The organism is Halobacillus litoralis, from assembly GCF_009856355.1.
GTDB lineage: Bacteria > Bacillota > Bacilli > Bacillales > Halobacillaceae > Halobacillus > Halobacillus litoralis_B.
In genome coordinates this window covers 319,266-344,917 of the sequence record NZ_WMEW01000001.1, presented here as the reverse complement: position 1 = coordinate 344,917, position 25,652 = coordinate 319,266, and the positions used below count along the sequence as shown (strand labels likewise).

The following is a 25,652-nucleotide window of genomic DNA, read 5'->3' as shown; positions in this document are numbered from 1 at the left end:
CGAAGGGCTGGTGACAGACGTGTCCATTTATCACAACATTGAACGACTGCTTCAGTACGGATTATCCAAAAAAATGATCGCCGTGTGGGATGTCGATTATACCCGCAACCGCCTGTTCCATCTGTTCCAACTGGAAGGGAAAAACCCGGAGGAAACGCCGAAAGAGCCGGTCCCTGATACACCTGCAGGGATATTGGAACCGATGCTTGATTACGCAGCGGAACAGGGTTTGATGGAAGACAACACAACAACAGAACGGGACTTGTTCGATCCGAAGATTATGGACTGTCTCGTGCCGCGCCCGTCGGAAGTGACCCGTGATTTTTATCATGCCTTTGAAAAGCAGGGGCCAAAAGCAGCAACCGATCGTTTTTATCAGCTGTCCAAGGATGCGCATTACATCCGCACCGACCGGATTGCCAAAAACAAACACTGGTACAGTGAAACCGAGTACGGCGATCTTGAAATTACGATCAACCTGTCCAAGCCGGAAAAAGATCCGAAGGCGATTGCCGCGGCAAAGAATAAAAAAGCCGACAGCTATCCGGACTGCCTGCTTTGTAAGGAGAATGTCGGCTATGCCGGGCGTCTCGATCATCCGGCTCGGGACAACCACCGCGTCATTCCTGTCGATTTGGAAGGCGAGCATTGGTTCCTGCAGTATTCGCCCTATGTCTACTACAACGAACATGCCATTGTGTTATCACGGGAACACCGCCCGATGAAGATCTCCAAAGAAGGGTTCGACCGGCTGCTTGATTTCGTCGACCAGCTTCCTCACTATTTTGTCGGCTCCAATGCGGACCTGCCGATTGTCGGCGGATCGATTTTGAGTCACGACCACTTCCAGGGCGGCCATCATGAATTTCCGATGGCGAAGGCGCCTGTCGAAGAAAGCTTCAATATCCCGGGATACAAGGATGTGGAAGCTGGAATTGTACGCTGGCCGATGTCGGTGCTTCGTCTCAGGAGCACGGACCGGACACGTCTCGCCGAGCTTTCCGACCGGATTCTGACCACGTGGCGCTCGTATAGTGATGCCTCAGCTGATCTTTATGCAGAGACCAGTGGCGAACCTCATAACACGATTACACCGATTGCCCGTTATCGAAACGGGGCTTTTGAAATGGATCTCGTTTTCCGCAACAACCGTACAAGCAGCGAGCATCCGATGGGGATTTTCCATCCTCATGAGGAAGTGCATCACATTAAGAAAGAAAACATCGGCCTCATCGAAGTGATGGGACTGGCTGTCCTGCCGGGACGCCTCATACATGAGATGGAGGCGCTTGCCGGCTACATTAAGAAAGGGAAGCTTCAGGGAGAAGCCCTTAAAGATGAAAAGACAGCCAAGCATGTGCCGTGGGCGGAAGGCATCCGCTGGGAACAGGATGAGATATGGCCGCAGCTTCAGGATGAAATCGGCCGCCGTTTTTCCGTCGTGCTGGAGCACGCCGGCGTATTCAAGCGCAGTGAAGAAGGACAGCAGGCATTCCGTCGTTTTCTTCAAACGATATAGATTGGAATCAGGAGGACAGTTATGACGTACTTAGGTGTAGATTATTACCCGGAGCACTGGCCGGAGGAAAAGATCGACGAAGATATTGAAGGCATCAAACAGCTGGGAGCCAACATCGTGCGGATCGGTGAATTCGCCTGGCACCTGATGGAACACGAGGAAGGAAAATTTGATTTTTCCTATTTCGATCAAGTCATTGAAAAGCTGAAGCAGGAGGATTTCCATATCATGTTCGGCACGCCGACCGCAACGTTCCCGGCGTGGCTGGCGGATCAATACCCTGAGATTCTATCGGCCGATGAATACGGCCATCCGCGCGTTTTCGGAGGCCGCCGGCAGTACTGCTTCAACTCTGACGTCTATCGTTCGTATGCAGCAGCGATTACGCGTAAGGTCGTCGAGCATTATCAGGACGAGCCGGCGATCATCGCCTGGCAGATCGATAATGAATTTGGACATGAAGGCAGCGATATGTGCTGGTGTGACTCGTGTGAAAAGAAATTCCAGACGTACCTGGCTGAAACATATGACAGCATCCACCAGTTGAATGAGGAGTGGGGGACGATTTTCTGGGGCCAGACGTACAACGCCTTCTCAGAAATCCCTGCACCGAAGCCGACGATTACCACGCATAACCCGAGTTTGAAGCTTGAATGGGCGCGCTTCCGTTCCGACTCCCTGAACGGTTTTGCCCATGAAATGACCAGCATCGTAAAGGAAACGAAGGGGGATCACCAACAGGTGACGACGAACGTTTCCGGCGGCTTTTTCGCCAAATGGTTCGATCATGCGCAGAATCTCCGCCCGATGGATTTTGTCTCTTATGACAACTATCCGGTCTGGGGCGGGCTCGAAGAACCGATTTCACCGGCAGCGATTGCGATGATGCATGATTTCAACCGCGGGCTGCTGGACAAAAACTATTGGATCGTCGAGGAGCTGATGGGGGCGCAGGGCCATGATGTCATCGGGTACCTGCCGCGTCCGAACCAGGCGAAAATGTGGTCCTATCAGGCCTTTGCCCACGGCTGTTCCAACCTTCTCTATTTCCGCTGGCGGGGGATGACGAAAGGGGCGGAGCAGTTCTGCTACGGCGTCGTCGATCACGACAATGTGTACGGCCGCAAGTATAAGGAAGTCCAGTCGTTGTTCAGCGAAATCAAAGATTATGGCGGACTGCTTGATGCGCCAATCCAGGCGGATACAGCTGTTCTCTATGATTACGACAACATTTGGGCGTGGCGTTCCCAGATTCAGAGCCGTGACTTTGATTTTACCGACGAGCTCGTCCGTCTGTACCGTCCTTTTTATGAGCAGAATACAACGATCGATGTCATTCCGGCAGACAGAGAGCTGACCCGCTATAAGGTTGTGATTGTTCCTGTGATGCATGTGATGGATGAGGCGCTTGCCGAGCGTCTGCGGACGTTTGTGCAGGACGGAGGGACCGTCCTGTTCTCTTACCGTACCGGGTTGAAAGGAAAAGACAACAACCTCCGTCTCGGGGAAATCCAGCCGGGGCTCGTCCGTGACCTCGTCGGTGCACGGATTGAAGAAATTGAATCGCTCACGAAAGATCATCATCTGGAGCTCCAGGGACAGGGACGCTTCTCAGAAGTTCCCGGCGCCATCAGCATCTGGCGTGACCTGCTCGTACCGGAAACAGCGGAAGCGCTCTACCAGTATACCGATGCCTTTTATGACAGTTATGCAGCTGTCACGAAAAACAGCTTCGGACAGGGGCAGGTCTACTATATCGGTGGTGGACTCAACGAAGAAGCTCTTGATGTCATTGCCGAGGAGATTACAGAACACCATCAGATTGAAACGATCTCTTCGGAACGCGGTGTCGAAGTGTACCGCCGCAGAAGTGGGGAGGACTCCTACTTGTTCGTGATGAACCACACCAGTGCCGAGCAGCCGTTCAATGGAGAAGTGCTGGCACCTTTTGAAAGCCGCTTAATCCAGGAGTAAGATTGAAGGCCCTTCCCATTGAGGAAGGGCTTTTTTGAATGGATCGTTCCGCTTCCATCCATTCCCGGCTGAAGGATTCAAAGGAGCAGGAAGCTGAATTCCTGTAAAGAAAAGTTGGTGGGATCATCCGCGCCACGGCGGTGTTTTTGTCGAATTATGCGGGAATCCTGCCCGTTCTCCCAAAAAATAACTTTGATTTTAATATTCAGAACATTATAATGATTGGTATATTTATTATCATTAAGGGGGAGAGGTATGAAACAAGAGCTTACGAATTTATGGAAAGACTGGCGTTTACATACGATTGTGCTCGCCATCGTCCTCCTGACAGAGGCGATTGGTACGCATTCCTTTACGGTCGGTCCCGGCGTAGTGCTGCTGCTGCCGATGCTTTATGCCATCATTATAGGTCTTGGATTATTTTTTACACCGCTCATTAAGGAAAAACAATCGAAAAACGCCGAGCCGCTCATCGTTCTCGGTGTCACGCTGCTGATTGCCAAAATCGGCGTGATTATCGGACCGTCGCTTCCGCAGATCATTGAGGCCGGTCCGGCTTTACTGCTGCAGGAATTCGGGAACCTTGGGACGATATTCATTGCGCTGCCTGTCGCGATTATGCTCGGACTGAAGCGCGAAAGTATCGGCATGACCCACTCGGTCGCCCGTGAACCGAACGTCGGCCTCATCATGGACAAGTATGGATTCAACTCACCGGAAGGCCGCGGCGTCATGGCTATTTACATATTCGGTACCGTATTTGGTGCCGTATTCATGGGCTTGATTTCCGGTTTCCTTGCCACCCTGACACCGCTCAATCCGCTGTCCTTTGCCATGGCTTCGGGCATCGGAAGTGGAAGCATGATGGCAGCTGCCAGCGGCTCACTCGTCGCTGCTTTCCCGCAGATGGAGAATGACATCCTCGCCTTCGCCGGAGCAAGTAACCTGCTTTCGTTATCGACAGGCCTGTATATGAGTATATTCATCGGCCTGCCGCTTACAGAGAAGCTGTATGAAATCATGACGCGCAGTAAGAGCACCAGCTCTCGCGTAGAAAAGGGGGCGTAAGCGATGCTTAGAAACATGCAGGAATGGGTGCTCATGCTGGCCATTTTCGGAGTGACCGCCCTTTTGGGTAACTGGATCGGCTATGACGTCATCGTCTGGGATGCCGTGCCGGGGATGCTCGTACTGATCGGTATCTGCCTTGCCGGATTGATTTTAGGAAAAGTGCTGCCGGGGAGCATCCCGAGTGTCGCTTATGTGGCGCTAGTCGGCGTGCTCGTATCGATGCCGTGGATTCCGGGTTCCTCCTTTATCGTTGAAATGACGAGTGAAGTGAACCTGCTTGCGCTGACCACACCGATTCTCGCCTACGCCGGTATTGCCATCGGCCGCTCCTGGGCGGACTTCGTCAAGCTCGGCTGGCGCAGCATCGTCGTTGCGATGTGTGTCATGCTTGGGACGTACATCGGTTCTGCGTTGATCGCCGAAGTGATTTTACGCTTCCAGGGAATCATCTAATAAAAAAAGCTGCAGGATCAGTTCCTGCAGCTTTTTCGTTATTCTTTTCCGGAAGGGACTTCACAGCCGTCTTCGGTGCATGCGGCTCCATCGTCTGTAGAAAGATTTTCAAACGCTGGTTTGTTTTCTTCATCAAAGGCTTTCTGAAGACCGTTGACGAAGACTTCCGTCGGCTGTGCGCCGGATACGGCGTACTTACGGTTGATGACGAAGAAAGGAACGCCCTGGACACCGATTTCATGTGCTTCGCGTTCTTCCATGCGCACGGCTTCTGTGTAGGCGTCGCTGTTCAGCACGTCCTCCACTTCGCTGCGCTCAAGGCCGGCGTCGACAGCCAGGCGGGTAATCGTTTCATGATCACCGATATCCTCAGAATCCGTCAGCACGGCTTTGAAGAAGCGTTCCGCTGTTTCCTTGCCGAGGCCTTTTTCATTCGCCAGCTGAGCCACACGGTGGGCGGCGAACGTATTTGTAGGAATCATGGTGTCGAAATGGAAATCAAGGCCGACGCTTTTCGCCTGCTCGGTCATGTTGGCTGTCATGCCGCGGGCTTCTTCCAGAGAGCGGCCGTATTTATGAGCCAGATGCTCATGCATGACGGGTTTTGTGTTGCGCTCCGCATTAGGATCAAGCTCAAAGCTCTTATATTCGACTTCTACCGTTTCGTTGGGAAACTGCTTCAGCGCTTCCTCCAGACGCGCCTTTCCGATATAGCAGAAAGGGCAGACGAAATCGGACCATACTTCTATTTTCACAGGGACTCACCTCTATTATTAGTTTCCCTTTCATTGTACGAGGGTTCGGAAGGGAATGCCATTATTCTGTTTGTCAGGCGTTTGGTTGATATATTCGGAATTTCGTTGATATATTTGAGAAATCACCGATATATCGAGAAAATAATTGATATATCCGCAAAAAAATCGATATAGGCGGAAAATCATTGATATCGCAGCCAAGCCTGCTCTGAAGACGGAGCCCATCTGTGAACAAAAAGTGAAAGCTGCCACGGGTGATTGCATCTACTTTCCAGAACCATTAAGATAGAACTAGTGAAAGCGCCATCCCAGGGCGGCGCCGCTGATTTTTTTGTGATAAAGGAGACAGCGCATGCTTAAAACACCCATTGGTAAATTGCGAGTGATGGGATTCCTTGAGGGGATGTCCTTCTTGATTCTGTTATTCATTTCAATGCCGCTGAAGTATATGTTTGATTACCCGGAGGCCGTTTCTGTCAACGGCGCCATCCACGGCGGGTTGTTCGTCATTTATATGGCTGTCGTCGCCTATGTGACCTTCACCGTCCGCTGGCCGCTTAAATGGGCCGCAGGAGCGTTTGTGGTCGCTTTTATTCCATTCGGGAACTTCATTCTGGACCACCAGCTGAAGAAGAACTACACCAGTCAGCCGGATAGTTTGACCGCTTAATAAACGGATAGACACCAAATCCCTCTCTGCTTCGATTATAAAAGCAGGGAGGGATTTTTTATGATTGCATTGGAAACGTTGAAATCGCGGAGCAGGAATAATATGGGGAACGTCCATCCGGAAGTGGAGAAGAAAGTGGACAAGCTGTTGACAGAAGCCTACGAGCGGGGATTGTTCGTCCAGATCTCCTCCGGCTACCGGAGTTATGAGGAGCAGGCAGCCCTGTATGGAAAAGGGCGTCCCGGCTACACGTATAAAGGAAAAGCGTATGGCAGAAGCGGAGCGATCGTGACGTATGCCGAACCAGGGGAGAGCAATCATCACAGCGGACGCGCCGTCGATTTCTTTTTAGTCACCCCGGATGGGCGGACAGCCCTTTGGACGGTTGATCATAACTGGCGCTGGGTGGCGGAGCGGGCCAAGGAACTGGGCTTTTCCTGGGGCGGAGACTGGTCCAGCTTTAAGGATTACGCCCACCTTGAACTTCCAATCGTCCATTACGTCCGGCGCGGCAGTCAGGGAAGTCTCGTGAAGGACGTTCAGGAAAAACTTCGGAAGCTCGGCTATTATACAGGAGATATAGACGGAAGCTTCGGGCCGTTGACGGAAGAGGCGGTCATCGCCTTCCAGCGAAAAGAAACGCTTCAGATCGATGGAAGTGCCGGTCCGGAAACACTGACAAGACTGGACGTCAGAACGTATCCCGGCAGACCGGTTCGAAAAGGCGCACGCGGGGATAAAGTAAAAGCCATACAGAACAAGACAGGCTCAGAAGCGGATGGGATCTTTGGCAGCCGGACAGAAGCAGCCGTCCGGTCCTATCAGCGTGCCCGCCGCCTCGAAGCCGACGGAATTGTAGGTCCGAAGACATGGCGGTCGTTGTTCGGCATGTAAAGCACCCTTCCCGGGTGCTTTTTTCGTTATGGTTCTTTTTGACTGGTTGACATTATTTGATATTTTTAGAATAATACAGGTGTAATATTCAGTTTTTTCTAACTATTAAAAATTTTTACACCTTTGTGGTAACGCTTACAAAAGGAGGTGAGATTCAGGTGCTGATTCCGCTGCTTCTTGCTCTCATAACCATCGTCTCCGTGGCGGCTGCGGTGAAGAAGAAAAGATCGGTGCTGTTTGCTGTACCGCTGGCTGCTTTATTCGCCGCCGCGCTGATCAAGGTGATCATGGTGCCGATGCCGTTCTGGGAGACGGTCGTCTTTATTTTCAACTTAAAAGGATAGGGAGGGGAATACATGAAGAAGATGGATCCAGAGCAGGCCAAGGCGTATTTCCGGCTGAGAACGACACTGATTATGATCTACCTCGGTATCGGTATGCTGGTGTCCTTTGGCATCGTTTTGTTTGCCGAAAGCCTTTTGTCCTTCACAGTGATGGGGATTCCGCTGCCCTACTACATGGGGTCCCAGGGAGCTATTGTAACATTCATCGTCCTTCTTTTTTTCAATGCTTTCATTAGTGATTACGTAGATAAAAAATTCGGCCTGGTACCTAAGGACAGCTCCAAGGAATCTGATCAGGCTGCCAATCAATAAGACAGGGGGAAAAGTATGGATGCTCAGTTTCTCGTTTCATTAGGATTAATTGCCGGGACGTTTGCCCTGTACATCGGTATTGCTATCTACAATAAAGCGAAAGAGACGTCGGACTTCTATGTAGCCGGACGCGGGGTGCCGCCGGTATTCAACGGCATGGCGATCGGGGCCGACTGGATGAGTGCCGCTTCCTTTATCGGACTGGCCGGGACCGTCATGATTCTCGGTTATGATGGCCTTGCCTACATTATGGGATGGACAGGCGGTTATCTGCTGCTTACCTTCCTGCTCGCCCCGCAGCTCCGGAAATACGGACGCTACACGGTACCTGAATTTATCGGTGACCGCTACCGCAGCAATACCGCCCGGCTGATCGCCGCCGTGGCAACGATCATCATCAGCTTTACATATTCCGTCGGACAGCTGTCAGGATCCGGTGTTGTCATCGGGCGCCTGCTTGAAGTGGATACGATGATCGGAACGCTCATCGGTGTTGTGCTGATCGCCTTTTATTCGGCGATGGGAGGAATGAAGGGGATTACGTGGACACAGGTCGCGCAGTATCTCGTCTTAATTGTTGCTTATTTAATTCCTGTGATTTTCATGTCCCTTCAGCTGACGCAGAACCCGGTCCCGTGGCTTTCCTACGGGGAAGTCATATCGGAAATGCGCTCCATTGACCAGGAGCTCGGCATCTCGGAATACATTATTCCATTTACGGAAGCGTCCAAATGGCAGTTCATGGCGCTTATGTTCACCCTCATGGCCGGGACGGCCGGTCTGCCGCACGTCATTGTCCGTTTTTATACAGTAAAAACGATGAAGGCGGCTCGCTGGAGCGGGGCCTGGGCGTTATTGTTCATCGGCCTTCTCTATTTATCGGCGCCCGCCTATGCTGCTTTTTCCCGCTTTATTTTAATGACGGAAGTGGCAGGCTCTTCCCTGGGGAATCTGCCGGCCTGGACCCAGCCGTGGGTGGATACCGGCAAGCTCTCCCTTGCTGATGGGAACAATGACGGCGTCCTTCAGTGGACGGAGCTGGTCATCAGCAACGATATCGTCGTCATGGCTACACCGGAAATCGCCAATCTGGGGATCTTTGTCATCGGTCTGATGGCCGCGGGCGCGATGGCAGCGGCTTTGTCGACGGCAGGCGGTCTGATGATTGCCATTTCCGCTGCGTTGTCCCATGACATTTACTACCGCTCCATCAATCCGAACGCCAGTGAGAAAAAACGGCTTTCGGTCGGACGCTGGTCGATCGTTCTCGCCACTGTAGCGGCAGGTCTCATCGCCCTCAACCCGCCAGGAGCCATCACCCAGATTGTCGCCTGGGCCTTTGCGCTCGCTTCCGGTTCCTTTTTCCCGGCCCTGCTGCTCGGAGTCTGGTGGCGCCGCGCCAACGGTCCCGGCGTCATCGCCGGCATGATCGTCGGCCTCTCGGTCACCCTCGGCTACATTTTCGCCGCTAAATACGGGGGCTTTACGATTCTGGGGATCATCGACACCGGTGCCGGGGTCTTCGGAGCCTCAGCCGCCATCATCGCCAATGTCACCGTCTCCCTGCTGACGGCTCCGCCGAGTAAACAGACGCAGGATGAGGTCACCGACCTGCGCTACCCGGAGCAGATTCAGTACAAAAACGGCGAATACTATAAAAAGGATGTGCTTTAAAACCATACCTTTCTATAGACGGGCACGAGCCGCATATGCCTCCAGGGGAAAAGCTGAAAAAAAGAGGGCCTTCTTCAACAGAAGGTCCTCAGCTTGTAGAGAAACCCTTGTTTCTTTACAAGCTTTTTTCTTTCTTACCGCCAGGAGGGTAATCCCCTTCCCTTTCCGCGGACGAGCACCCGAGCTTTCTCGCAAAACCCACGCTCGGCGATCCCGGCCCACTCTTTCTTCCGCAGGGGTGGAAGGGGCACCGCTCCTTAGGAGTTCTCTGAAATTCGAAAAAAACTCTCCTTCATGCAGACCCTCCTTGCTGGATGGAGGACAATCTTTTTGATATTCCGGCAGGCAGCTGTCATCAGCGCAGCTCATGCCGTTCTCGATACAAAAGGATCAAGTGAAGAACGCCCATTGTCTTCAGAATAGCAGGGACGTACTTTATCGGGGATAAAAGAGAAATCTATGTATGGGTCGATCTTACGGAGTAAGTGAATTTCCTCGACAACCTCTTCTATAGCTGCGATTTTAATTTTGTCGTTCTTTTCTCGACTGAAACAAAAAATCACCGCCTATATAGTTGCTTATTTATAGGAAAACAAATGAACATGATGAAAAATAAAAGGCTGTCGAGACTTCCTCGACAGCCTTCTTCAACAGAAGGTCCTCTTTTTCCTATCATCCATACAGATGGCTTTTTTTCTGAATCATACCACTTCTTTTTTCATGAAAATTCCTGTGTCCATCCGCCTTTGATCTTCGTGTCACCATCAAAATACTGGACGGTGATCCGTCCGTCTGTAAATGAAAATTCGTCCTTGAGAAGAGTGGCGAATGCCTCGAAAACTTCCTCGTCGCCATCCTCCGGTTCGCGGTTCAAATCGAGATAGATGGACGGAGCGGCCTCCACTTCCCGTACACTCGGCACATCTTCAGGGGTGTAGCGGTGCTGACTGCTCGTGGATTTCTCGAAACGGATATCGAGGTTTTCGACCCCGGACAACTGCTCGTCCAGGTATGCCATCGCCGTCTCTGTGACTTCTTCTTCCCATTTGGAGGATACGTACGTATCGACCAGCTGATTATCTTCATTCCGGTACACAAGAAATTCAATCCCGTCGTCCACGTGTCTGACCTGGGCGGCAGCCTTGAACGGCTGATTGCCCATCGAATCATACAGGACTCCGTAAACGTCCGTTTCGCCTTGGAAGCGGTTTTCTGTATAGGCTTCGGCATCCTCTTTTACCGCATCCTCATTGTTGCCGCTGATGGCGATGAAAACGACCAGTACAGCCAGCAGACCGACGGCAGCAAAAATACCGGCACCGATAAGGAAGCGTCGCAGCGTTTTATTCATATACGTCTAGCTCCTGTCCTTCATATTCTTTTGTTATTATTTCAAAAAAGCCCGCCGAGGGCAACGATGAGCTTCCGATGGCAGCCGTTTCAGAGCAGAAGCAGGACAACCCTCCCTTATTTCTGATAGACTATGGAAGTTAAAAGAAAAGCTCGATAAAGGAGGGAGAGTATGACGATATTCTTCCAAGTCGTTCTGCCTGTCATCCTTGTCTTTGTGGCCGGATATGTCCTGCAGAAGGGTCTCCATCTGGAAATCAAATCATTGTCCACGGTTACGTTGTATTTAATGCTGCCGTGTCTCGTGTTCACAACGTTTTATGAAGCGGATTTCAACAGAGATTACTATATGATGATCGTCTTCTCATTGACGCTTTTGACTAGTATTCTCATCCTTAATAAACTCGCTGCCCGCCTGTTCGGCTACGGAACACCCACGGAAAGCGGCTTGATCTTGTCCACGGCCTTTATGAATGCCGGGAATTACGGTACGCCCATTGTCCTGTTCGCCTTTGGAGAGCAGGGCTTCGTCTACGCGGTAACGTTTATGGTCCTCCAGCAGATCGTCATGAACTTCTTTGGTGTCTATTATGCCGCCAAAGGTACGGCGGGCTTCAGCATGGCCGTCCGCACCATTTTGAAAATGCCGCCCACCCATGCTGTCTGGATCGCCTTGTTATTCAAAGCGGCCGACTTTCAGATTCCGGATAATCTGTATTCCAGCATTGAACTCGTCGGAGATGCGACTGTGCCGAGCATTATGATTCTGCTCGGCATGCAGCTGGCGAACATTACGGTGAAGAACCTCGACTGGAGCAAAGTCTCCTTGGCCGCATCCATCCGTCTTGTGGCTTCTCCCCTGATCGCCTGGGGACTGACCACGGTCCTTCCGATGAATGACCTGATGCCCTCGGTTCTGATCATTGCTGCAGCGATGCCTTCCGCCGCCACGACGACCATGTATGCCGTCCAGTTCGACGCCAAGCCCGACCTTGTTTCCAGCATTACACTCGTAACAACCATCCTGAGTGTGGTTACGCTTCCGATTCTCCTGAATATATTGACGTAGAAAAAGTCCGCCGTTCCCCGGCGGACTTTCGTTTGTATAGATATCCATTTCATCATTTCTTCTTAAAAGGATCCGGGATGGTCTCATAGAAAGGCTCTGTTAAAGTCTGTTGTTGATATTTTAAACGAGTACTAAATCGTCTCCGTTTGGAATCAGGGACCGGTCCGTTATTTACTCAGAGCATGGGATAGCAGGGAAAACCGTCCGCTTTCCGCGGGGAACGATGAGCCTCCTCGAACTTCGTTCTCCGGGGTCTCACCTTGTTCCTTTTTCCCGCAGGAGTCTACCTGTTTTCCCTGCCATCCCTTTCGTAGTGGTGTAACGGACTTCGGTTATATCCTTTCTAACTACCCTTCTTTGCAGAGGCGGCCTTGGGAATGGCGGAACTCCTGTGGGATGAGGTACATCGTGAGACCCCGGAAGGCGCAGCCTGAAAGGCTCACGGTACCCCACGGAAAGGGAGTCATTCCCAAGGCCGCCTCATACAACCCCCTTGACAGAAAGGGGTGATGGGAGCTCACATATTAAATAACAACACCAAGCAATAACAGGGCCTATAGAAAAAAGGAGGATCTCCTATTTATCCTGGGACCCTCCTCTTTTTCTATTCATCCTCCGCTGAGGTCACAAGGAGCGTTCGGTAGTGACGCCTGCGGGAACAGCCCGGGCTGAAGATCCACCGATAAGCGGAACGTGACCATCTGCATGATGAATTCTTTATTCACTTTTTGAAGCATTGCGTTTTTCGCGCCAGAACAGATAAAGATTCCCAAAGAAAAAAGCAACACTCAGAACGCCGCCGACCGCAGACATTTCCACAGCGTCGGTGAACCATCCGAGCAGCACATAAATGAGAAAGAATCCGGCAAATGCAAGATAAAGCATAATCTCTTCCTTTCCAAGTAAACCATCCATCGTTAGTATAACATTCCTGGAAAGGTTATGCCGGGGGATACATATGGAAGCGGTAGACGGTGAATTCCTCTCCCATCTCGATGCTGTAGGATTCAATCGGAATCGCATCATAAAACGTGCCGTCTATCTGTTCAATCGATATGGAAAGAACGTATTCCTTATGCTCCATAATCGGAATGGGGAAGGGGTTCACGATTTCAATCATCCATTCATACGCAAGCCGTTCTACAAAGGCGTGGGTGAAGGTCGTTGGTGCCTCGTCGAGCCAGATGCTGGCAAGGGGAGTCAGGGAGCGGGATGTCTCTTCCAAGGCAATTCCTCCGTTTAATTGGTATAACGGTTATTTTCCCTGTATTTTACATGCGTAAACGCGCAAGCTTCGCTCTTAAGGTCCTCCGCCTGCGGTAAAAAGTCGAGGGACTGATCTTCAGGCGGTACGCGATTTCTATATTTTTATAGCCTTTGAGTAGATCGGAGAGGATGCGCTGTTCGCAGGGAGATAGACAAGGGGGGAGATAAAGCCGTACAGACGGAAGGAGATGGTTGGGAGGAAGGCAGCGGTGCAGGTGGTCCTGGGCATGGGTTCTTTTCTGTTCGTTGGATACAAGGGTGAGGAAATGATACTCCAGTTTTGAGTGGTAATACGAGGAGAACTGGCTTCTGGTAGGATCATAGCGTGCTTTGGCAGCGTGATAGACGAGGTAGCTTTCCTGGAAATAATCATCGTACGGAGGCGGGAGGTACAGTTTGTGCATAACGTTGTAAATGAGCTTTTCCAGTTCATGAAATTCCGGAACAAGTGTCATAGGTCACTCCTTTCTACTCCTTCATTGTCCTATAATTGGAGGGGATTTCCCAGTGAAAATTCCATTTTCCCCTATGAAAATGAATTTTTTTGAAAAAAGATGACACGAAAACTTCCATTTCCTTCGATTATAGAGTGAAGGCAGAAAATGAGAAGGAGTGAAGTCATGCATACGGAACAAGACTTTGAACAAATCCTGGCTGAATGGGAAAGAAGCATTTATTATCACATCCGGAAGCTTCATATCATTGATGCGGAGGGCGATTTTTATGCCGAGGGGCTGTTTGCTTTATGGCAGGCCCACCGTACATACAACCCTGAGGCGGGTGAATTTTCCACCTACGCACACTGGAAGATCCGGAATGCCCTCATCGATCAGATCCGCCGGGAAAATACCCGGCAGGACAGAGAAAACTGCTTCGTCGAAGAAATCATCCACGGCGAAGGTTTCATTTGGGAGGACGAGCTGGTGGATACATATTTATGGGAACAGGTGAAGAAACTCCTCACCGCGAATCAGTGGAAATGGGTGTGCCACCGGATCATTCACAGCCGTTCGGTCGCTGAAACCGCCCGCATGGAAGGAGTGACCCAGGATGCTGTGAAGAACTGGGGCCGGCATGCCCGGAACAAGTTGAAGCACTACAGGCACCTTCTTTAATCCTCTCAATTATTTCCTCAAAAAAAGTCCGGCGCCATAGAAAGGCGCCGGAAATTCCTCATCGGTCGATCGTTATGTTGATTTTCGTCAGTCCCATAGCCCGGGCAGCCTTAATCATCTTCGCTGCCTCCTGTTCGGCATTCTGGATATGGATTTCGTTCCTGGATATACTTAATGTTGTCCCGCCAGACAACACGGTTGGTTCCTCCTGAGTCTCCTGAGCTAAAGCCAGCAGGGACTGGGGCTGCTGCTGTTCCGCCTGGATTTCTTCCTGACGCATACGGTTGACGCGTCCGCGGATCTTACGACCATGATAAACCACACTTGCGTAAGGGCATCCTGTTTCGGCCGCGATTTCGCGATAATTTTTATCAGTCTCGCCGATCAGACGCTTCACTTCGCCAAGATCGTAATCGTACTGTTTGCTTTTCTTTGCCACTTTCGAATCCCCCTTTTTTTCTTTCCATAAGCAATTGTATACAACATTACAATATTTTAATAGTAGGTCCTATGAATTTATGAAATTTTTTAGAATTCCTGATATTTATAGTAGACTATTGATATGTCTTTCAGCTATTTTCCATAGAAAGTGTGAATGTTTTGTATAAAAGGTTAATCTTTACTATCCTCCCATTTACAGTGATGGGGCTGATTTTTTACTTTTCCTCCCAGCCTTATGGAGAGCAGGACATGCGCCCATCGCTGTCCACGTATCTGCCGCTCGATCTGCTCAGACCGCTGCTTGCGCCTGTTTCTTTTACGTACCATGGCGGAGAAGTCAGCCTGGCCACCCACGGGATCGACGGCCTGGTGGAATTCTTCATTCGGAAGGGGGCTCATATCAGTATCTTTTTCTTATTGATGATTACCACGTATGCGGCCTTCCTCGTTAATACCAGGTGGAACAAAAGAACAGCAGCCATCAGTGCTCTGGTCGTGACGGTGCTGTATGCCTGTTTCGATGAATACCACCAGTCGCTGACCCCGGACCGCACGCCATACATCGGGGACGTCGGGCTCGACAGCGCCGGTGCCCTGATCGCTCTGGGTGTCATTTATGCAGGAAACAGAAGAAGAAAGTAAAAAAGCTTGTAGAGAAACCCCTGTTTCTCTACAAGCTTTTTTATTTTCTTACCGCCAGGAGCGAAAGCCCCTTGGGAATTCTTTTTCATATTCCAGCAGGCAGCCGGTATCAGCGCCTGTGCTTTCCCTTTTTCTACAGACTGAGAACCAGCGGGAAGGGGTCCGCTGGTTCTTTTTGCCGATCAGGATTCAGCAGCTGGAATTTCATGTTTTTGAATAGTTGTTACGCCGTCCAATTCGACAGCAAGAGCTTCGACTGTGTAGGAAGAAAGCTTCTCTTGAAGCCGGGTTTCCTTCTCTTTCGTCCATTCACCAAAAACAGCCACCATCGTCGGGCCGGCACCGCTGATGTAATAGCCGAGCGACTCTTCGGCTTCCAGGACATCTGTGACAGCATCAAATCCGGGAATGAGCATTTTCCTGTAGGGCTGATGCCACTGGTCTTCCTTCATCATCTTTCCGGCAAGTGTCCAGTCTTTGGATGCCAGAGCAGCAACGAGGACGTTGGCTCTGGAGCTGTTGCGCACGCCCTGCTTGTAGTCAATTTCCAAAGGAAGAATGCTCCGGGCCTTTTCCGTTTCCAAATGATAATCAGGAACGACAGAAAGCCACGTTAATGCGTCCAGGTCTTCTGTGAAATGGACGAAGTCAAGATGTTCGCCGTCATAGTTGGAGACCATGATGCCTCCGTATACGGCAGGTCCTACATTGTCCGGGTGCCCTTCGATATCACAGGCGATTTTGAATTTCTCGAAGCGCGTCAGCTGCAGATCCAGCAGCTGGTCGGCGAGCTCAATTCCGCCGACGACCGCGGTGGAGGAGCTCCCGAGCCCGCGTGCGACCGGGACGTCGTTCGTCAAGGTCACGTGCGTGGCAGGCAGGGAATCATGCCCCCGTGTCTGAGCGGCGGCCAGCGCCGTTTTATAAATCAAGTTCCGCTTATCCGAAGGGATATGGTCCTGATCTTCCGCGGGGACAGAGAAGTGCCACGCCTCGGCAGGCTCACAGTCCAGCGTCACATATTTGGAAAGCGCAATGCCGACCGAATCAAATCCCGGCCCTAAATTGGCGGATGTTGCAGGAACCCGGATCTGGAACCGGCTCATGACTGTACTCCTGTGACAGCGGAAGCGAACACCTCATAGTCGTTTTCAATCCGTGCCGGTTTGACAGGGCTCGTTTCAATCGCTGTATTTGGATCTTTCAATCCGTTCCCGGTCAGAACATGAACGACTTTAGACCCTTGAGGGATTGAACCGTCTTTCACTTTTTTAATCATGCCGGCAAGGGAGGCGCAGGAGGCAGGCTCAGCGAAAATGCCTTCCTTCTGTGCCAGCAGCTGATAAGCTTCGACGATTTCTTCATCGGTCACTTCATCAATCAATCCCTTGGACTCGTCCCGGGCCTGCAGGGCTTTATCCCAGCTCGCAGGGTTTCCGATACGGATGGCGGTCGCCAGTGTCTCCGGATCTTCAATCACCTGGTTCCGGACGATGGCTGCAGAACCACTCGCTTCAAAGCCCATCATTTTCGGAAGACCGGATTGGAAGCGTTCGTGATACTCTTTGAACCCTTTCCAGTAAGCCGTAATGTTCCCGGCATTGCCGACAGGGATGCTGAGAATATCCGGGGCAGAACCGAGCGCATCGACCACTTCAAATGCTGCCGTTTTCTGACCTTCGATCCGGTAGGGATTCACAGAGTTTACCAGTGTCACCGGTTCGGTTTCCGCAATTTTACGGACCATCCTCAACGCATCATCGAAATTGCCTTTGATGGCAAAAATTTCAGCACCGTACATGACCGCCTGGGCGAGCTTGCCTTCTGCAATCTTCCCGTCCGGAATGACGACGATACAGCGGATGCCTGCCCGTGCAGCGAAAGCGGCAGCGGCTGCAGACGTATTCCCTGTAGAAGCGCAGATGACCGCTTCGGATCCTTCTTCGATCGCCTTAGCCATCGCCATCACCATACCACGGTCCTTGAAGGAACCGGTCGGATTGGCTCCTTCAAATTTTACATAGCCTTCGATTCCCAGATCCTGAGAGATCGCCGGAATCGGCAGCAGCGGGGTATTCCCTTCATGAAGCGTCAGTTTTGGTGTGCGTTCATTGATGGGAAGAAACTCCGCATATTTATGGATTAATCCCTGCCACATGGTCATTCTCCTCCTTCGACACGGAAGACGCTGTCGATTTTTCTAACCGAATCCAAGGTTTCCAGTTCGTGAAGAGCTTTTTCAAAGTCTTCTTCATTGACTTTATGCGTCACCATCATCAGCTCCCGCTCGCCTTCCTGGTCGGTCGCTTTCTGAGTGAACTGATCAAAGGAGATCGAGTACTCGGCAAAAATATTCGTCAGCTCCTTCAGCATGCCGGATTTATCATCGACATGAAGACGGATGTACTTCTTCGTCAGCTTCTCGCTCTGGGCGCGCACCTGTTTCGGGAACTGCGGCTGCACGTAGGCGGTTCCAGTCGTACCGAGGCGGATATTTTTCAAGACCGCAATCAAATCGGAAACAACGGCTGTGGCTGTCGGAAGTTTGCCGGCGCCGGGGCCGTAGAACATCGTTTCTCCCACGGCATCCCCGTAAACATAGACCGCATTGAATTCGTCGTTGACGGAAGAGAGTGGATGCTCCGCCGGAAGCAGCGTCGGTTCGACACTGACGGATACCCCGTTGGCATCGTTCTCCGCAATGCCGATCAGTTTGATGCGGTAGCCGAGATCTTCAGCATACGTAATGTCATCAGAAGAAATCCCGCGGATGCCTTTCACATCGACGTCTTCCAGGCTGTATGGCATGGAAAAGCCGAGAATGGACAAGATCGTCATCTTACGTGCCGCATCAAGGCCGTCAACGTCAGCCGTCGGATCGGCTTCAGCAAAGCCGAGGTCCTGCGCTTCCTTCAACACGCTGTCGAAATCGACGCCGTCCTGGGCCATCTTCGTCATAATGTAGTTGGTCGTCCCGTTCACGATCCCCATCATTTTTGTGATGCGGTCGGAAGAAAGGCCGTCCATGATTGAGCGGATGATCGGAATGCCGCCAGCCACACTGGCTTCATAATAAAGGTCGCAGTTGTATTTCTGGCAGGCTTCGAACAGCTGCTCTCCGTGCTGGGCGACAAGATCCTTGTTCGCCGTTACGATATGTTTTCCGTGTTCAATGGCTTCCAGCAGTATAGTCAACGTGTGATCGATTCCACCCATCACTTCTACGATGACATCAATCTCTGGATCTCTCGTAATGTCTTCGTAGCGGTCCGTCAGTTCCGTTTCAGCCGGAATCTCCCGTTCTTTCGCCATATCACTGACAAGCACCGACTTAATCGTGACATCGCACCCCGTTTTATGTTCAATGCGTTCTTTATGATCGCGCAGAATTTCAATGACACCTGATCCGACTGTTCCCAGACCGAGCAGTCCTACCGTAATGGATTTGTTCATCCTTCACACTCCTTCTCTCTGTCTCCTATATATACACAGAATTCTTTGTATAAAGGACATTGTAACGGAAAGGAAATTGAAGTACAAGAGTGAATTATCCGACGATTGCGGAGGATGACCTGCAGCATTTACACAAACTTTAAAATGGAAGGAAAAAGTTTTTTTAACCGCCTTCGGAAGCCGCTTTTTGAAAAGTCATTATTAATATAGTAGAAAAGCAGTTTTTTCAGAAAGAAAAGAGAAAAACCAGCAGACAGCTATGGATAAATGAGGAGTTGACGATTTCCATAAGGTGGATTATAACTAAATGTGACAAATGAACCAGGAGGTGGGAACTATGTATCGCGGAGGCCTTTTTTTCTCTGGACTGATGATTAAATACGAAAAGTACTACAAGGTTCTGCTGTTGGATCTCGGGTTAAGCGGCAAAGAGCATGAATTCGTCCAGGATGCTCAGGAAGTGGTTCAGGACATTCAGAGGAAGCTGGAGACAGCGGCGAGTGATCAGGAGAAATGCGCACTGTTTTATTCGGCCCTGAGAAAAAGGCTTGTCGACATCTATGGTGAAAATGGAAGCACCCCCGTTTGATAAATCCATCCATTCAATGGAATGATCCCCTCATTTTAAAGGCCTCACGCATACCTTCACCTCATCATTAAAATGATTACACAGGGAGAATGGGAAAGTCACACAGAAAAAAAAGGCAGGGATTCGGAAGCGGATGAAATTCCAGTAAAAACCTTGTCCGCTTCCCGTTCTGCCTGCAGCACTTGTGATACAATACAGATAGAATCACTGGGAAATCAAGGAACTGGATCCTTGCCTGATTGAAATACATACACCATTTTTGTCATGTGGACAGGAACTTCTTCTATTTATGACGAATCATAACGATAAAGGCTTTACCAGTGAGCCGGAATTTTACATAACCGGGCGGACCGGCACAGGCCGTCTGCCAAAAGACAAAGGAGTGTTGGACATGTGGAAAGACGAATACACACGCTGGAAAGACTTTTCCGATTTGGATGAGAAGCTGGCTGTTCAATTGGAAAAGATCGTAGAAGACGAGGCATCACTGGAGGATGCTTTCTACAAAAACCTTGAGTTCGGTACAGGCGGGATGCGCGGGAAAATCGGTCCTGGAACAAACCGCATGAATATTTATACCGTTCGCAAAGCCGCCGAAGGCCTTGCTTCTTACGTGAACGATCAGGGGATGTCCAAGCGCGGCGTTGCGATTGCGTATGATTCCCGTTACATGTCGAAGGAATTCGCTGTCGAAACAGCCAAAGTGCTCGGACATCACGGCATTCCCTCCTACGTATTTACTTCATTGAGACCGACACCGGAGCTGTCTTTCGCGGTCCGCCACTTGAAGGCAGCGGCAGGCGTTGTTGTTACCGCCAGCCATAACCCGCCGGAATACAACGGCTTCAAAGCTTATAATGAAGACGGCGGACAACTGCCTCCAGCCCAGGCTGAAGTGATGATCGACTTCGTCAACCAGGTCGAAAATGAGCTGAACGTTGAAGCGGCTGATCAAGAGCAGCTGGAACAGGACGGCCTGCTTCGCTGGGTGGACGAAGATGTCGATGCTGCTTATATGGAAGCCTTGAAAACCGTCAGTGTGCGTGATGATCTGCCGAAAGATCTTTCTGTCGTGTTCACACCGCTGCACGGCACAGCGCGTCATCTCGTTGAACAGGGCTTGAAGCAGAATGGCTTCCGTTCCGTTCATATCGTAGAAGAACAGGCGCAGCCGGATCCGGAATTCTCTACAGTGGCTTCACCGAACCCGGAGGAACACCAGGCGTTTGAACTGGCGATCGATCAGGGGAAAGCTGTTGGAGGGGATATTCTGATGGCTACAGACCCGGATGCCGACCGTCTCGGAGTCGCCGTTCCGGATGAGAACGGAGAGTATAAAGTGCTGACCGGAAACCAGACAGGGGCCCTGCTTCTCGATTACATCCTTGGACAGAGTGCTTCCATTCCGGAAAACGGCCTGCTGGTCAAAACGATCGTAACCTCTGAATTCGGCCGGGTCATCGCAGATTCCTACGGGATTTCCTCTCTGGATACATTGACCGGCTTCAAATTTATCGGAGAGAAAATCCGTGAGTATGAGCAGTCCGGCGAATATAAGTTCCTCTTCGGATATGAAGAAAGCTACGGCTATCTGGTGAAGGATTTCGCCCGTGACAAAGATGCGGTCCAGGCGGCTCTGCTCGCCGCAGAGGCAGCTGCCTACTGGAAGAGCCAGGGCAAAACATTGGTTGAAGCGCTGGATACCCTGTATCAAAAGCACGGCTATTTCCTGGAAGACTTGAAGTCCGTCACGCTGGAAGGGAAATCGGGAGCCGAAACGATTGAAAAGATCATGGACGATTTCCGTCAGGCGGATATTCAGGAAGCCGGCGGAAAGAAAGTCGTTGCGGTGGAGGACTACGCCACAACGGTCCGGCAGCTGGTCCAGGAAGGAACGACCGAGGAAATCGATCTTCCGACGTCCAATGTCGTCAAATTCATTCTTGAGGATGACTGCTGGTTCTGCCTGCGACCATCCGGAACAGAGCCGAAAATCAAATTCTATTACGGAGTGAAGTCCAGTTCACGCCGTGAGAGTGAAGAACTGCTTGCGTCCGTCAAAGCTGCGGTCGACCAGCGTCTGCACGCCATCATCTAATCAAATGAAATCCGGTCTCCTTTCTCAGGGAGGCCGGATTTTTAATGTTCTTTCTTCTCTCATAGACCCCCCCTTCTGTATAGGGATGGTCACGTTCCGCTTATCGGTGGATGCCTGCCGCAGGCTCGGCCTCAGCTGACTTGGACAGGAAGATCACAAGTGGATCTTCAGCTCGCGCTGTTCCCGCAGGCGTCACCACCGAACGCTCTACGAGAGCTTACCCACAAATCCAGACCTTCTTGCCGGAATCACCCAGGAAGGCGGTGGAGTGAAGAAGAGTCCTTTTCGATTCCGAATGGTCGGAGCTCCTGTAGGATATCGGTTATGCCTGCATTCTGAAAATCCGGTCTCCTTACTCAAGGGACCGGATTTGTTCCGCCTAACTTTGCGGATCCATTTAGAAAGGGCTTTCAATTGATTGACAAATAAGCGATAATAGAATAAAATACTGAAAATTCAGATATAACATAAAAAAGGGGTGGGCCCATGTTGAACATAAAGATGTTGAAGCCATATTATGTTAAAGAAGATAAACGTTTCATCCGTATCGTCTTAGCCTACCAGTACTTTTCTTTGTTTATTGATGACGAACTTTATCAGTTTATTCCTATGGAAGCAAGAGAAATAATCATCGACCGCAATCGGCAGAAGGTGCACAATGTCTTCGATATTTTCGTGTTTCAGCGCGGTAAAAATATGGTGTATGTATCGGTGGCGGATCTGCTGCAGCTGCCGGAATTTCTGACGCACCTTCATTCGATTGTGTCGCCGTATTATGAAGAGGGGATCGACATCAGCCAGCAATCATCTAAAGAAGTGAAAGCGATTATCCGTGAATTGGAGAAAGAAAACCTCCGGCGCCTGATCGATCAGGCGATTGATGAGGACGATCAGGAAGCTTTCCAGGTACTGACGGAGAAATGGAAAGCGATGAACCAATAGGTGCCGGGCTGATTATTTTGGCCCGGTTCTTTTCGTCTGATATACTATTCTACATAAATCACAACGATTTTCCTAAAAAGGACGAAATTTAAGTGATAAAAGTTAAAATTATATGAGTTTTTTTCAAATACTGATGCGTATAATCCATTATAATAGGCTTATACTTACAGGATTAGGAAAATTTGAACCAGATACGGGGAGGTTAACAAAATGAGATCGATGCCTAAAGACCGTCTGCTGGATGATGAGTGGGTAGACTTGATACAGGAAGCGAAAGCTTTAGGCCTGAGCAAGGAAGAAGTGGAGCATTTTCTGCGGAATGGAACGGAAACCTATAAACTAGTATAACACCCTTCACTTTTAAGGGTGTCTTTTTTTTTACCTCCCTTTATAATGAGTATATAGCATGAGTTGGAAGGAGGGGTGGCATGAAAAACTTTGAAATGATCACTCTACTTAAAGACTGCGCCATTGCATTCCATATACCCGTCCATTTAATTAACAAAAAAAACGAAGCCATCTTTCAATATCCTGACACCTTTCTCAAACCACCGGAAAGTATTCTGGAAACCCGTCATCCATTTCTTCAGGAAAGCAGGCAGGCGGCCGGTACCCTGCAGCTGGTGAAAGATCCCTTCAACCAGTACGCTTTTTTTTATGCGTATGAAAATCCGCAGCAGGAAGTCCTGGTCGCTCTGATCGGACCGTTTCTACATGAGCAGCCGTCCTGGAAAGAGGTTCAGCTGGGTTTGATCATGAACGATCTGCCTTCCTCCCTGACAGATGATTTCGCCGCTTATCTGAATCAGCTTCCTGTCAGGACACCAAAGGAGCTGGCCTCCATGCAGCGCGTGTTGCAGCATGTCCTGCCGGTAAAGAAGAAAGAGAAGAAAACCTTGATGGAGCCGGATCTGCAGCATCATTATGAAGAGTATGCAGCGTCGCTGGAGTCTTATCCGGACACGGTGGCGTCCAAGCAGGAATTTATAGAACGTTTCAAACGAGGAGAGAAACAGGCGGTCGATGCGTATTATGCATTGATGGACGACAACCTGTCCTATGTGAAAAACTATGTCCGCTCTTTCAAAAATCATTTGATCCGTCTCGTCACAGAATTGAGTCTGCTTTGTATAGAAAAAGGAGCCAAGCCGGATGAAACCGCGTCCTTGAGTGATTTCCATATCAGCTTTCTGGAAACGAAAGAAACCGTGGAGGAGCTGGAAGGGCTGGAATCTATCATTCTGCGCTCGTTTCTAGAAAGGATTCAGACCGTCGGGCGGCAGTCCTTTTCCCCATTAGTGGAACGCGCCCAGAAATATATTTTCCAAAACTTAACGAAGGACTTAACGCTGAAAGGAATCGCTGAAACCTTGAATGTGAATCCGAATTATTTATCCGGCGTATTTACGAAGGAAACCGGAGGATCGATTACGCAGTTCATCAATCAGCAGCGGATCACCGAAGCCAAAGAGCTCCTCTGCATTACCGAGCATTCCCTGATGGACATCAGCATGCTGCTCGGCTACAACAGCCAGAGTTATTTTACGAGAGTGTTCAAAAGCGTCGAGGGAATCGGACCGAAGGAATTCAGACAGAAATACCGGATAAAGGAAAAGTAATCAGCTGATACGGGCTCAGCTGATTTTTTTGTGAGAAAATGTTCTTAAAAACGGACTATACGCAAGGAAATAGAAGATAGATGCAGAAATATACGTCATATATGTTCTTTATAATGAAAAATGGTTGTTTATTTCCAATAGGACAGCGTTTATAATATTCTTAATAACGAACAAATCCAGGTTGATTCTGTCAGAAGTCATCTGACGATGGAAGGTGAGGTAGGTGGAAGTGACGCCGATTGGTGAGAAAATCCGTGTCCTGCGCACCGGAAGAGGTTTGTCTGTCAACGAGTTTGCCAAACGTTCTGGTGTATCCAAGTCATATATCAGCAACATTGAAAGAGGGGTACAGAAAAACCCCTCCTTAATCGTGATGGGAAAACTGGCCCGGACGCTGGAGGTACCGCTGGAAGAATTATTAACGCATAAGTATGCTGAAGAAACGAGGAATGGACAGAGCTGACAAGGAGCGGAAGGAGACGATGGGATGAAGAGAGAACAGGAGGAATACCGGGAATGGCTGGCCTTGATGGAAGAGGCCCGGCAGATCGGCTTGAGTCAGGAGGACGTCCGGCGTTTTCTTGATGACCCGCATATACCAGAGCTTTTAAAGGAAGGGACCCGAGGTCATGAAAGGTAAAACCGTCTTTACGAGGGAAGCCGCATGGAGAAACGTAAAGGGCATGGGAATGTCCGTCCGCTTCCCGGTTACAGACAACCACCGTTCTTATGATCTCTCTTCCATTGTGGAGCAGTATTCCCAGTTGAAAATGAAGCCCGGCTGGGAAATCTTCGCCCAGAACGGCGGAGTATGGGGAAAGCAGAAAGAAAATCCTGCGTGGGAAAGAGGATTCATGAAGGCTGTGTCCGGTGATGAGTCGCCTCTTTCCTATCTGCAGGCTTCGAACTGCTATCACCACCTAAGGGAATATACAGATGAAACCGTCCATGTACTGCCTCAGGCCATCCTTGATGATGCGTATGCCTGTACGCTCGATTTATTCGGTGCATGGCCGTTTGGGAAGCAGATCCGCAGTTTCAATCCCCTTTTCTTCTATGATTCTCTCTTCCATCCGGCCGTCGTTTTCTTCACGTTCCATCTTGAAGGTCGTCCGATCATTCAAAAACATGTCCATCGTTTCGCTCATGGAAGCTATGAATTGAAAACACTGACGTGTACGTGGGCATCCGTTTCTTAACCGGTCCCCATGAACGGCAGGGCCGCAGCCTGTAGAAAACCCCTGTGTTTTCTACAGGATTTTTATGGTTGCAGGTGTACCAGCCGTTCCTGCGAAAACCTTACAGCTGAAGCCTGGGCTTAGGGGGGAAGTTTGGTTTTGTACATAAATGCTGCCCTGGTACCGAGGGGGTGGCCGCGCAGATGATGAGACCGTGCCCGGAA

At 50.3% G+C, this 25,652-nt stretch carries 29 protein-coding genes and 1 pseudogene; 20 read left to right on the top strand and 10 right to left on the bottom strand.

The genetic code is table 11. The features are described from left to right. Positions 1 to 19: 19 nt before the first annotated feature. The 4 genes from galT to GLV97_RS01530 all read left to right on the top strand — a co-directional run bounded on the left by galT (position 20) and on the right by GLV97_RS01530 (position 5,017). Positions 20 to 1,519, top strand: coding sequence for a UDP-glucose--hexose-1-phosphate uridylyltransferase (gene galT / locus GLV97_RS01545; RefSeq protein ID WP_160888833.1), 1,500 nt, complete (start codon positions 20 to 22; stop codon positions 1,517 to 1,519). A 21-nt stretch (positions 1,520 to 1,540) separates the two neighbouring features. Further along, positions 1,541 to 3,493 carry a beta-galactosidase gene (locus GLV97_RS01540; RefSeq protein WP_160888832.1) on the top strand — a complete coding sequence of 651 codons (1,953 nt, stop codon included), beginning with the start codon at positions 1,541 to 1,543 and terminating at the stop codon, positions 3,491 to 3,493. 255 nt (positions 3,494 to 3,748) lie between these two features. Then, on the top strand, positions 3,749 to 4,561 hold the full coding sequence (locus tag GLV97_RS01535) for a DUF3100 domain-containing protein (RefSeq protein WP_160840842.1): 813 nt from the start codon (positions 3,749 to 3,751) through the stop codon (positions 4,559 to 4,561). Positions 4,562 to 4,564: 3 nt separating this feature from the next. Beyond that, on the top strand, positions 4,565 to 5,017 hold the full coding sequence (locus tag GLV97_RS01530; RefSeq protein ID WP_160888831.1) for a hypothetical protein: 453 nt from the start codon (positions 4,565 to 4,567) through the stop codon (positions 5,015 to 5,017). 38 nt (positions 5,018 to 5,055) lie between these two features. Here GLV97_RS01530 and GLV97_RS01525 read toward each other — a convergent pair whose 3' ends face one another. Further along, positions 5,056 to 5,772 carry a DsbA family oxidoreductase gene (locus GLV97_RS01525; protein ID WP_160840840.1) on the bottom strand — a complete coding sequence of 239 codons (717 nt, stop codon included), beginning with the start codon at positions 5,770 to 5,772 and terminating at the stop codon, positions 5,056 to 5,058. Positions 5,773 to 6,124: 352 nt separating this feature from the next. Between GLV97_RS01525 and GLV97_RS01520 the strand changes: the two genes are divergently transcribed. The 5 genes from GLV97_RS01520 to GLV97_RS01500 all read left to right on the top strand — a co-directional run bounded on the left by GLV97_RS01520 (position 6,125) and on the right by GLV97_RS01500 (position 9,666). After that, positions 6,125 to 6,442 carry a DUF3817 domain-containing protein gene (locus tag GLV97_RS01520; protein WP_160888830.1) on the top strand — a complete coding sequence of 106 codons (318 nt, stop codon included), beginning with the start codon at positions 6,125 to 6,127 and terminating at the stop codon, positions 6,440 to 6,442. A 60-nt stretch (positions 6,443 to 6,502) separates the two neighbouring features. Continuing rightward, a complete protein-coding gene (locus tag GLV97_RS01515) occupies positions 6,503 to 7,336 on the top strand; it encodes a peptidoglycan-binding protein (RefSeq protein ID WP_160888829.1) in 834 nt (277 codons plus the stop codon). 158 nt (positions 7,337 to 7,494) lie between these two features. Then, the gene (locus tag GLV97_RS01510; RefSeq protein ID WP_160888828.1) at positions 7,495 to 7,680 is read left to right on the top strand and encodes a hypothetical protein; all 186 of its coding nucleotides are present in this window, start codon (positions 7,495 to 7,497) and stop codon (positions 7,678 to 7,680) included. A gap of 12 nt (positions 7,681 to 7,692) precedes the next feature. Further along, entirely contained in the window at positions 7,693 to 7,992 is a 300-nt protein-coding gene (locus GLV97_RS01505) for a DUF4212 domain-containing protein (RefSeq protein WP_160888827.1), read from the top strand. A 15-nt stretch (positions 7,993 to 8,007) separates the two neighbouring features. After that, positions 8,008 to 9,666, top strand: a complete 1,659-nt coding sequence (locus tag GLV97_RS01500) for a sodium:solute symporter family protein (protein ID WP_160836615.1) — start codon at positions 8,008 to 8,010, stop codon at positions 9,664 to 9,666. Between the two features lie 380 nt (positions 9,667 to 10,046). Here GLV97_RS01500 and GLV97_RS20310 read toward each other — a convergent pair. Both GLV97_RS20310 and GLV97_RS01495 read right to left on the bottom strand, forming a co-directional pair. Continuing rightward, a pseudogene (locus GLV97_RS20310) lies at positions 10,047 to 10,193 on the bottom strand (IS5/IS1182 family transposase); the annotation flags it as partial. 191 nt (positions 10,194 to 10,384) lie between these two features. Next, the gene (locus GLV97_RS01495; protein WP_160888826.1) at positions 10,385 to 11,017 is read right to left on the bottom strand and encodes a hypothetical protein; all 633 of its coding nucleotides are present in this window, start codon (positions 11,015 to 11,017) and stop codon (positions 10,385 to 10,387) included. A gap of 171 nt (positions 11,018 to 11,188) precedes the next feature. On the opposite strand from GLV97_RS01495, the gene GLV97_RS01490 reads away from it, so the two are divergent. Further along, on the top strand, positions 11,189 to 12,085 hold the full coding sequence (locus GLV97_RS01490) for an AEC family transporter (protein ID WP_160888825.1): 897 nt from the start codon (positions 11,189 to 11,191) through the stop codon (positions 12,083 to 12,085). Between the two features lie 717 nt (positions 12,086 to 12,802). Here GLV97_RS01490 and GLV97_RS19735 read toward each other — a convergent pair. The 3 genes from GLV97_RS19735 to GLV97_RS01480 are packed head-to-tail and all read right to left on the bottom strand — an operon-like array spanning position 12,803 to position 13,806. Then, positions 12,803 to 12,970 (bottom strand): hypothetical protein, encoded by a 168-nt coding sequence (locus GLV97_RS19735; protein WP_202409686.1) that lies wholly within the window; start codon positions 12,968 to 12,970, stop codon positions 12,803 to 12,805. Between the two features lie 55 nt (positions 12,971 to 13,025). After that, a complete protein-coding gene (locus tag GLV97_RS01485; protein ID WP_160836609.1) occupies positions 13,026 to 13,310 on the bottom strand; it encodes a hypothetical protein in 285 nt (94 codons plus the stop codon). 46 nt (positions 13,311 to 13,356) lie between these two features. Further along, positions 13,357 to 13,806 carry a LuxR C-terminal-related transcriptional regulator gene (locus tag GLV97_RS01480; protein WP_160888824.1) on the bottom strand — a complete coding sequence of 150 codons (450 nt, stop codon included), beginning with the start codon at positions 13,804 to 13,806 and terminating at the stop codon, positions 13,357 to 13,359. 165 nt (positions 13,807 to 13,971) lie between these two features. On the opposite strand from GLV97_RS01480, the gene GLV97_RS01475 reads away from it, so the two are divergent. Continuing rightward, positions 13,972 to 14,466, top strand: coding sequence for a sigma-70 family RNA polymerase sigma factor (locus tag GLV97_RS01475; protein ID WP_160888823.1), 495 nt, complete (start codon positions 13,972 to 13,974; stop codon positions 14,464 to 14,466). 58 nt (positions 14,467 to 14,524) lie between these two features. On the opposite strand, the gene GLV97_RS01470 is transcribed toward GLV97_RS01475, so the two are convergent. After that, positions 14,525 to 14,905, bottom strand: coding sequence for a hypothetical protein (locus tag GLV97_RS01470; protein WP_160888822.1), 381 nt, complete (start codon positions 14,903 to 14,905; stop codon positions 14,525 to 14,527). A gap of 161 nt (positions 14,906 to 15,066) precedes the next feature. On the opposite strand from GLV97_RS01470, the gene GLV97_RS01465 reads away from it, so the two are divergent. Continuing rightward, positions 15,067 to 15,549: a VanZ family protein gene (locus tag GLV97_RS01465; RefSeq protein WP_160888821.1), complete on the top strand. Its 483-nt coding sequence runs from the start codon at positions 15,067 to 15,069 to the stop codon at positions 15,547 to 15,549. A 182-nt stretch (positions 15,550 to 15,731) separates the two neighbouring features. On the opposite strand, the gene thrB is transcribed toward GLV97_RS01465, so the two are convergent. From thrB to GLV97_RS01450, 3 genes are read right to left on the bottom strand one after another with little or no spacing between them, the layout of a single operon-like run. Then, positions 15,732 to 16,655, bottom strand: coding sequence for a homoserine kinase (thrB, locus tag GLV97_RS01460; RefSeq protein WP_160840834.1), 924 nt, complete (start codon positions 16,653 to 16,655; stop codon positions 15,732 to 15,734). Continuing rightward, the gene (thrC, locus tag GLV97_RS01455; RefSeq protein WP_160840833.1) at positions 16,652 to 17,707 is read right to left on the bottom strand and encodes a threonine synthase; all 1,056 of its coding nucleotides are present in this window, start codon (positions 17,705 to 17,707) and stop codon (positions 16,652 to 16,654) included. The genes thrB and thrC overlap by 4 nt, the downstream gene beginning before the upstream one ends. Positions 17,708 to 17,709: 2 nt before the next feature. Further along, entirely contained in the window at positions 17,710 to 19,002 is a 1,293-nt protein-coding gene (locus tag GLV97_RS01450; RefSeq protein ID WP_160836597.1) for a homoserine dehydrogenase, read from the bottom strand. A 337-nt stretch (positions 19,003 to 19,339) separates the two neighbouring features. Here GLV97_RS01450 and GLV97_RS01445 point away from each other — a divergent pair, with 337 nt between their 5' ends. The 8 genes from GLV97_RS01445 to GLV97_RS01410 all read left to right on the top strand — a co-directional run bounded on the left by GLV97_RS01445 (position 19,340) and on the right by GLV97_RS01410 (position 25,449). Continuing rightward, positions 19,340 to 19,591 (top strand): hypothetical protein, encoded by a 252-nt coding sequence (locus GLV97_RS01445; protein WP_160836595.1) that lies wholly within the window; start codon positions 19,340 to 19,342, stop codon positions 19,589 to 19,591. A gap of 391 nt (positions 19,592 to 19,982) precedes the next feature. Next, entirely contained in the window at positions 19,983 to 21,689 is a 1,707-nt protein-coding gene (locus tag GLV97_RS01440) for a phospho-sugar mutase (protein ID WP_160889056.1), read from the top strand. A gap of 486 nt (positions 21,690 to 22,175) precedes the next feature. Continuing rightward, positions 22,176 to 22,631 (top strand): IDEAL domain-containing protein, encoded by a 456-nt coding sequence (locus GLV97_RS01435; RefSeq protein ID WP_160888820.1) that lies wholly within the window; start codon positions 22,176 to 22,178, stop codon positions 22,629 to 22,631. A 210-nt stretch (positions 22,632 to 22,841) separates the two neighbouring features. Further along, positions 22,842 to 22,979 carry an anti-repressor SinI family protein gene (locus GLV97_RS01430; RefSeq protein WP_423784951.1) on the top strand — a complete coding sequence of 46 codons (138 nt, stop codon included), beginning with the start codon at positions 22,842 to 22,844 and terminating at the stop codon, positions 22,977 to 22,979. Between the two features lie 80 nt (positions 22,980 to 23,059). Then, the gene (locus GLV97_RS01425) at positions 23,060 to 24,250 is read left to right on the top strand and encodes a helix-turn-helix transcriptional regulator (RefSeq protein WP_160888819.1); all 1,191 of its coding nucleotides are present in this window, start codon (positions 23,060 to 23,062) and stop codon (positions 24,248 to 24,250) included. Between the two features lie 223 nt (positions 24,251 to 24,473). Beyond that, on the top strand, positions 24,474 to 24,713 hold the full coding sequence (locus tag GLV97_RS19900; protein ID WP_224869418.1) for a helix-turn-helix domain-containing protein: 240 nt from the start codon (positions 24,474 to 24,476) through the stop codon (positions 24,711 to 24,713). Positions 24,714 to 24,737: 24 nt separating this feature from the next. After that, positions 24,738 to 24,890 carry a DNA-binding anti-repressor SinI gene (sinI, locus tag GLV97_RS19895; protein WP_160836587.1) on the top strand — a complete coding sequence of 51 codons (153 nt, stop codon included), beginning with the start codon at positions 24,738 to 24,740 and terminating at the stop codon, positions 24,888 to 24,890. Beyond that, on the top strand, positions 24,880 to 25,449 hold the full coding sequence (locus tag GLV97_RS01410) for a hypothetical protein (protein WP_160888818.1): 570 nt from the start codon (positions 24,880 to 24,882) through the stop codon (positions 25,447 to 25,449). Before sinI ends, GLV97_RS01410 begins: the two co-directional genes overlap by 11 nt. Positions 25,450 to 25,652: the final 203 nt, after the last annotated feature.

Excerpts from the sequence above, each read along its gene's own strand:
- GLV97_RS01540 (WP_160888832.1), top strand. The coding sequence starts at position 1,541 with ATGACGTACTTAGGTGTAGATTATTACCCGGAGCACTGGCCGGAGGAA.
- GLV97_RS01535 (WP_160840842.1), top strand. The coding sequence starts at position 3,749 with ATGAAACAAGAGCTTACGAATTTATGGAAAGACTGGCGTTTACATACG.
- GLV97_RS01530 (WP_160888831.1), top strand. The coding sequence starts at position 4,565 with ATGCTTAGAAACATGCAGGAATGGGTGCTCATGCTGGCCATTTTCGGA.
- GLV97_RS01520 (WP_160888830.1), top strand. The coding sequence starts at position 6,125 with ATGCTTAAAACACCCATTGGTAAATTGCGAGTGATGGGATTCCTTGAG.
- GLV97_RS01515 (WP_160888829.1), top strand. The coding sequence starts at position 6,503 with ATGATTGCATTGGAAACGTTGAAATCGCGGAGCAGGAATAATATGGGG.
- GLV97_RS01505 (WP_160888827.1), top strand. The coding sequence starts at position 7,693 with ATGAAGAAGATGGATCCAGAGCAGGCCAAGGCGTATTTCCGGCTGAGA.
- GLV97_RS01500 (WP_160836615.1), top strand. The coding sequence starts at position 8,008 with ATGGATGCTCAGTTTCTCGTTTCATTAGGATTAATTGCCGGGACGTTT.
- GLV97_RS01495 (WP_160888826.1), bottom strand. The coding sequence starts at position 11,017 with ATGAATAAAACGCTGCGACGCTTCCTTATCGGTGCCGGTATTTTTGCT.
- GLV97_RS01490 (WP_160888825.1), top strand. The coding sequence starts at position 11,189 with ATGACGATATTCTTCCAAGTCGTTCTGCCTGTCATCCTTGTCTTTGTG.
- GLV97_RS19735 (WP_202409686.1), bottom strand. The coding sequence starts at position 12,970 with ATGCTTTATCTTGCATTTGCCGGATTCTTTCTCATTTATGTGCTGCTC.
- GLV97_RS01480 (WP_160888824.1), bottom strand. The coding sequence starts at position 13,806 with ATGACACTTGTTCCGGAATTTCATGAACTGGAAAAGCTCATTTACAAC.
- GLV97_RS01475 (WP_160888823.1), top strand. The coding sequence starts at position 13,972 with ATGCATACGGAACAAGACTTTGAACAAATCCTGGCTGAATGGGAAAGA.
- thrB (WP_160840834.1), bottom strand. The coding sequence starts at position 16,655 with ATGAGCCGGTTCCAGATCCGGGTTCCTGCAACATCCGCCAATTTAGGG.
- thrC (WP_160840833.1), bottom strand. The coding sequence starts at position 17,707 with ATGTGGCAGGGATTAATCCATAAATATGCGGAGTTTCTTCCCATCAAT.
- GLV97_RS01450 (WP_160836597.1), bottom strand. The coding sequence starts at position 19,002 with ATGAACAAATCCATTACGGTAGGACTGCTCGGTCTGGGAACAGTCGGA.
- GLV97_RS01445 (WP_160836595.1), top strand. The coding sequence starts at position 19,340 with ATGTATCGCGGAGGCCTTTTTTTCTCTGGACTGATGATTAAATACGAA.
- GLV97_RS01440 (WP_160889056.1), top strand. The coding sequence starts at position 19,983 with ATGTGGAAAGACGAATACACACGCTGGAAAGACTTTTCCGATTTGGAT.
- GLV97_RS01435 (WP_160888820.1), top strand. The coding sequence starts at position 22,176 with ATGTTGAACATAAAGATGTTGAAGCCATATTATGTTAAAGAAGATAAA.
- GLV97_RS01430 (WP_423784951.1), top strand. The coding sequence starts at position 22,842 with ATGAGATCGATGCCTAAAGACCGTCTGCTGGATGATGAGTGGGTAGAC.
- GLV97_RS01425 (WP_160888819.1), top strand. The coding sequence starts at position 23,060 with ATGAAAAACTTTGAAATGATCACTCTACTTAAAGACTGCGCCATTGCA.
- sinI (WP_160836587.1), top strand. The coding sequence starts at position 24,738 with ATGAAGAGAGAACAGGAGGAATACCGGGAATGGCTGGCCTTGATGGAA.
- GLV97_RS01410 (WP_160888818.1), top strand. The coding sequence starts at position 24,880 with ATGAAAGGTAAAACCGTCTTTACGAGGGAAGCCGCATGGAGAAACGTA.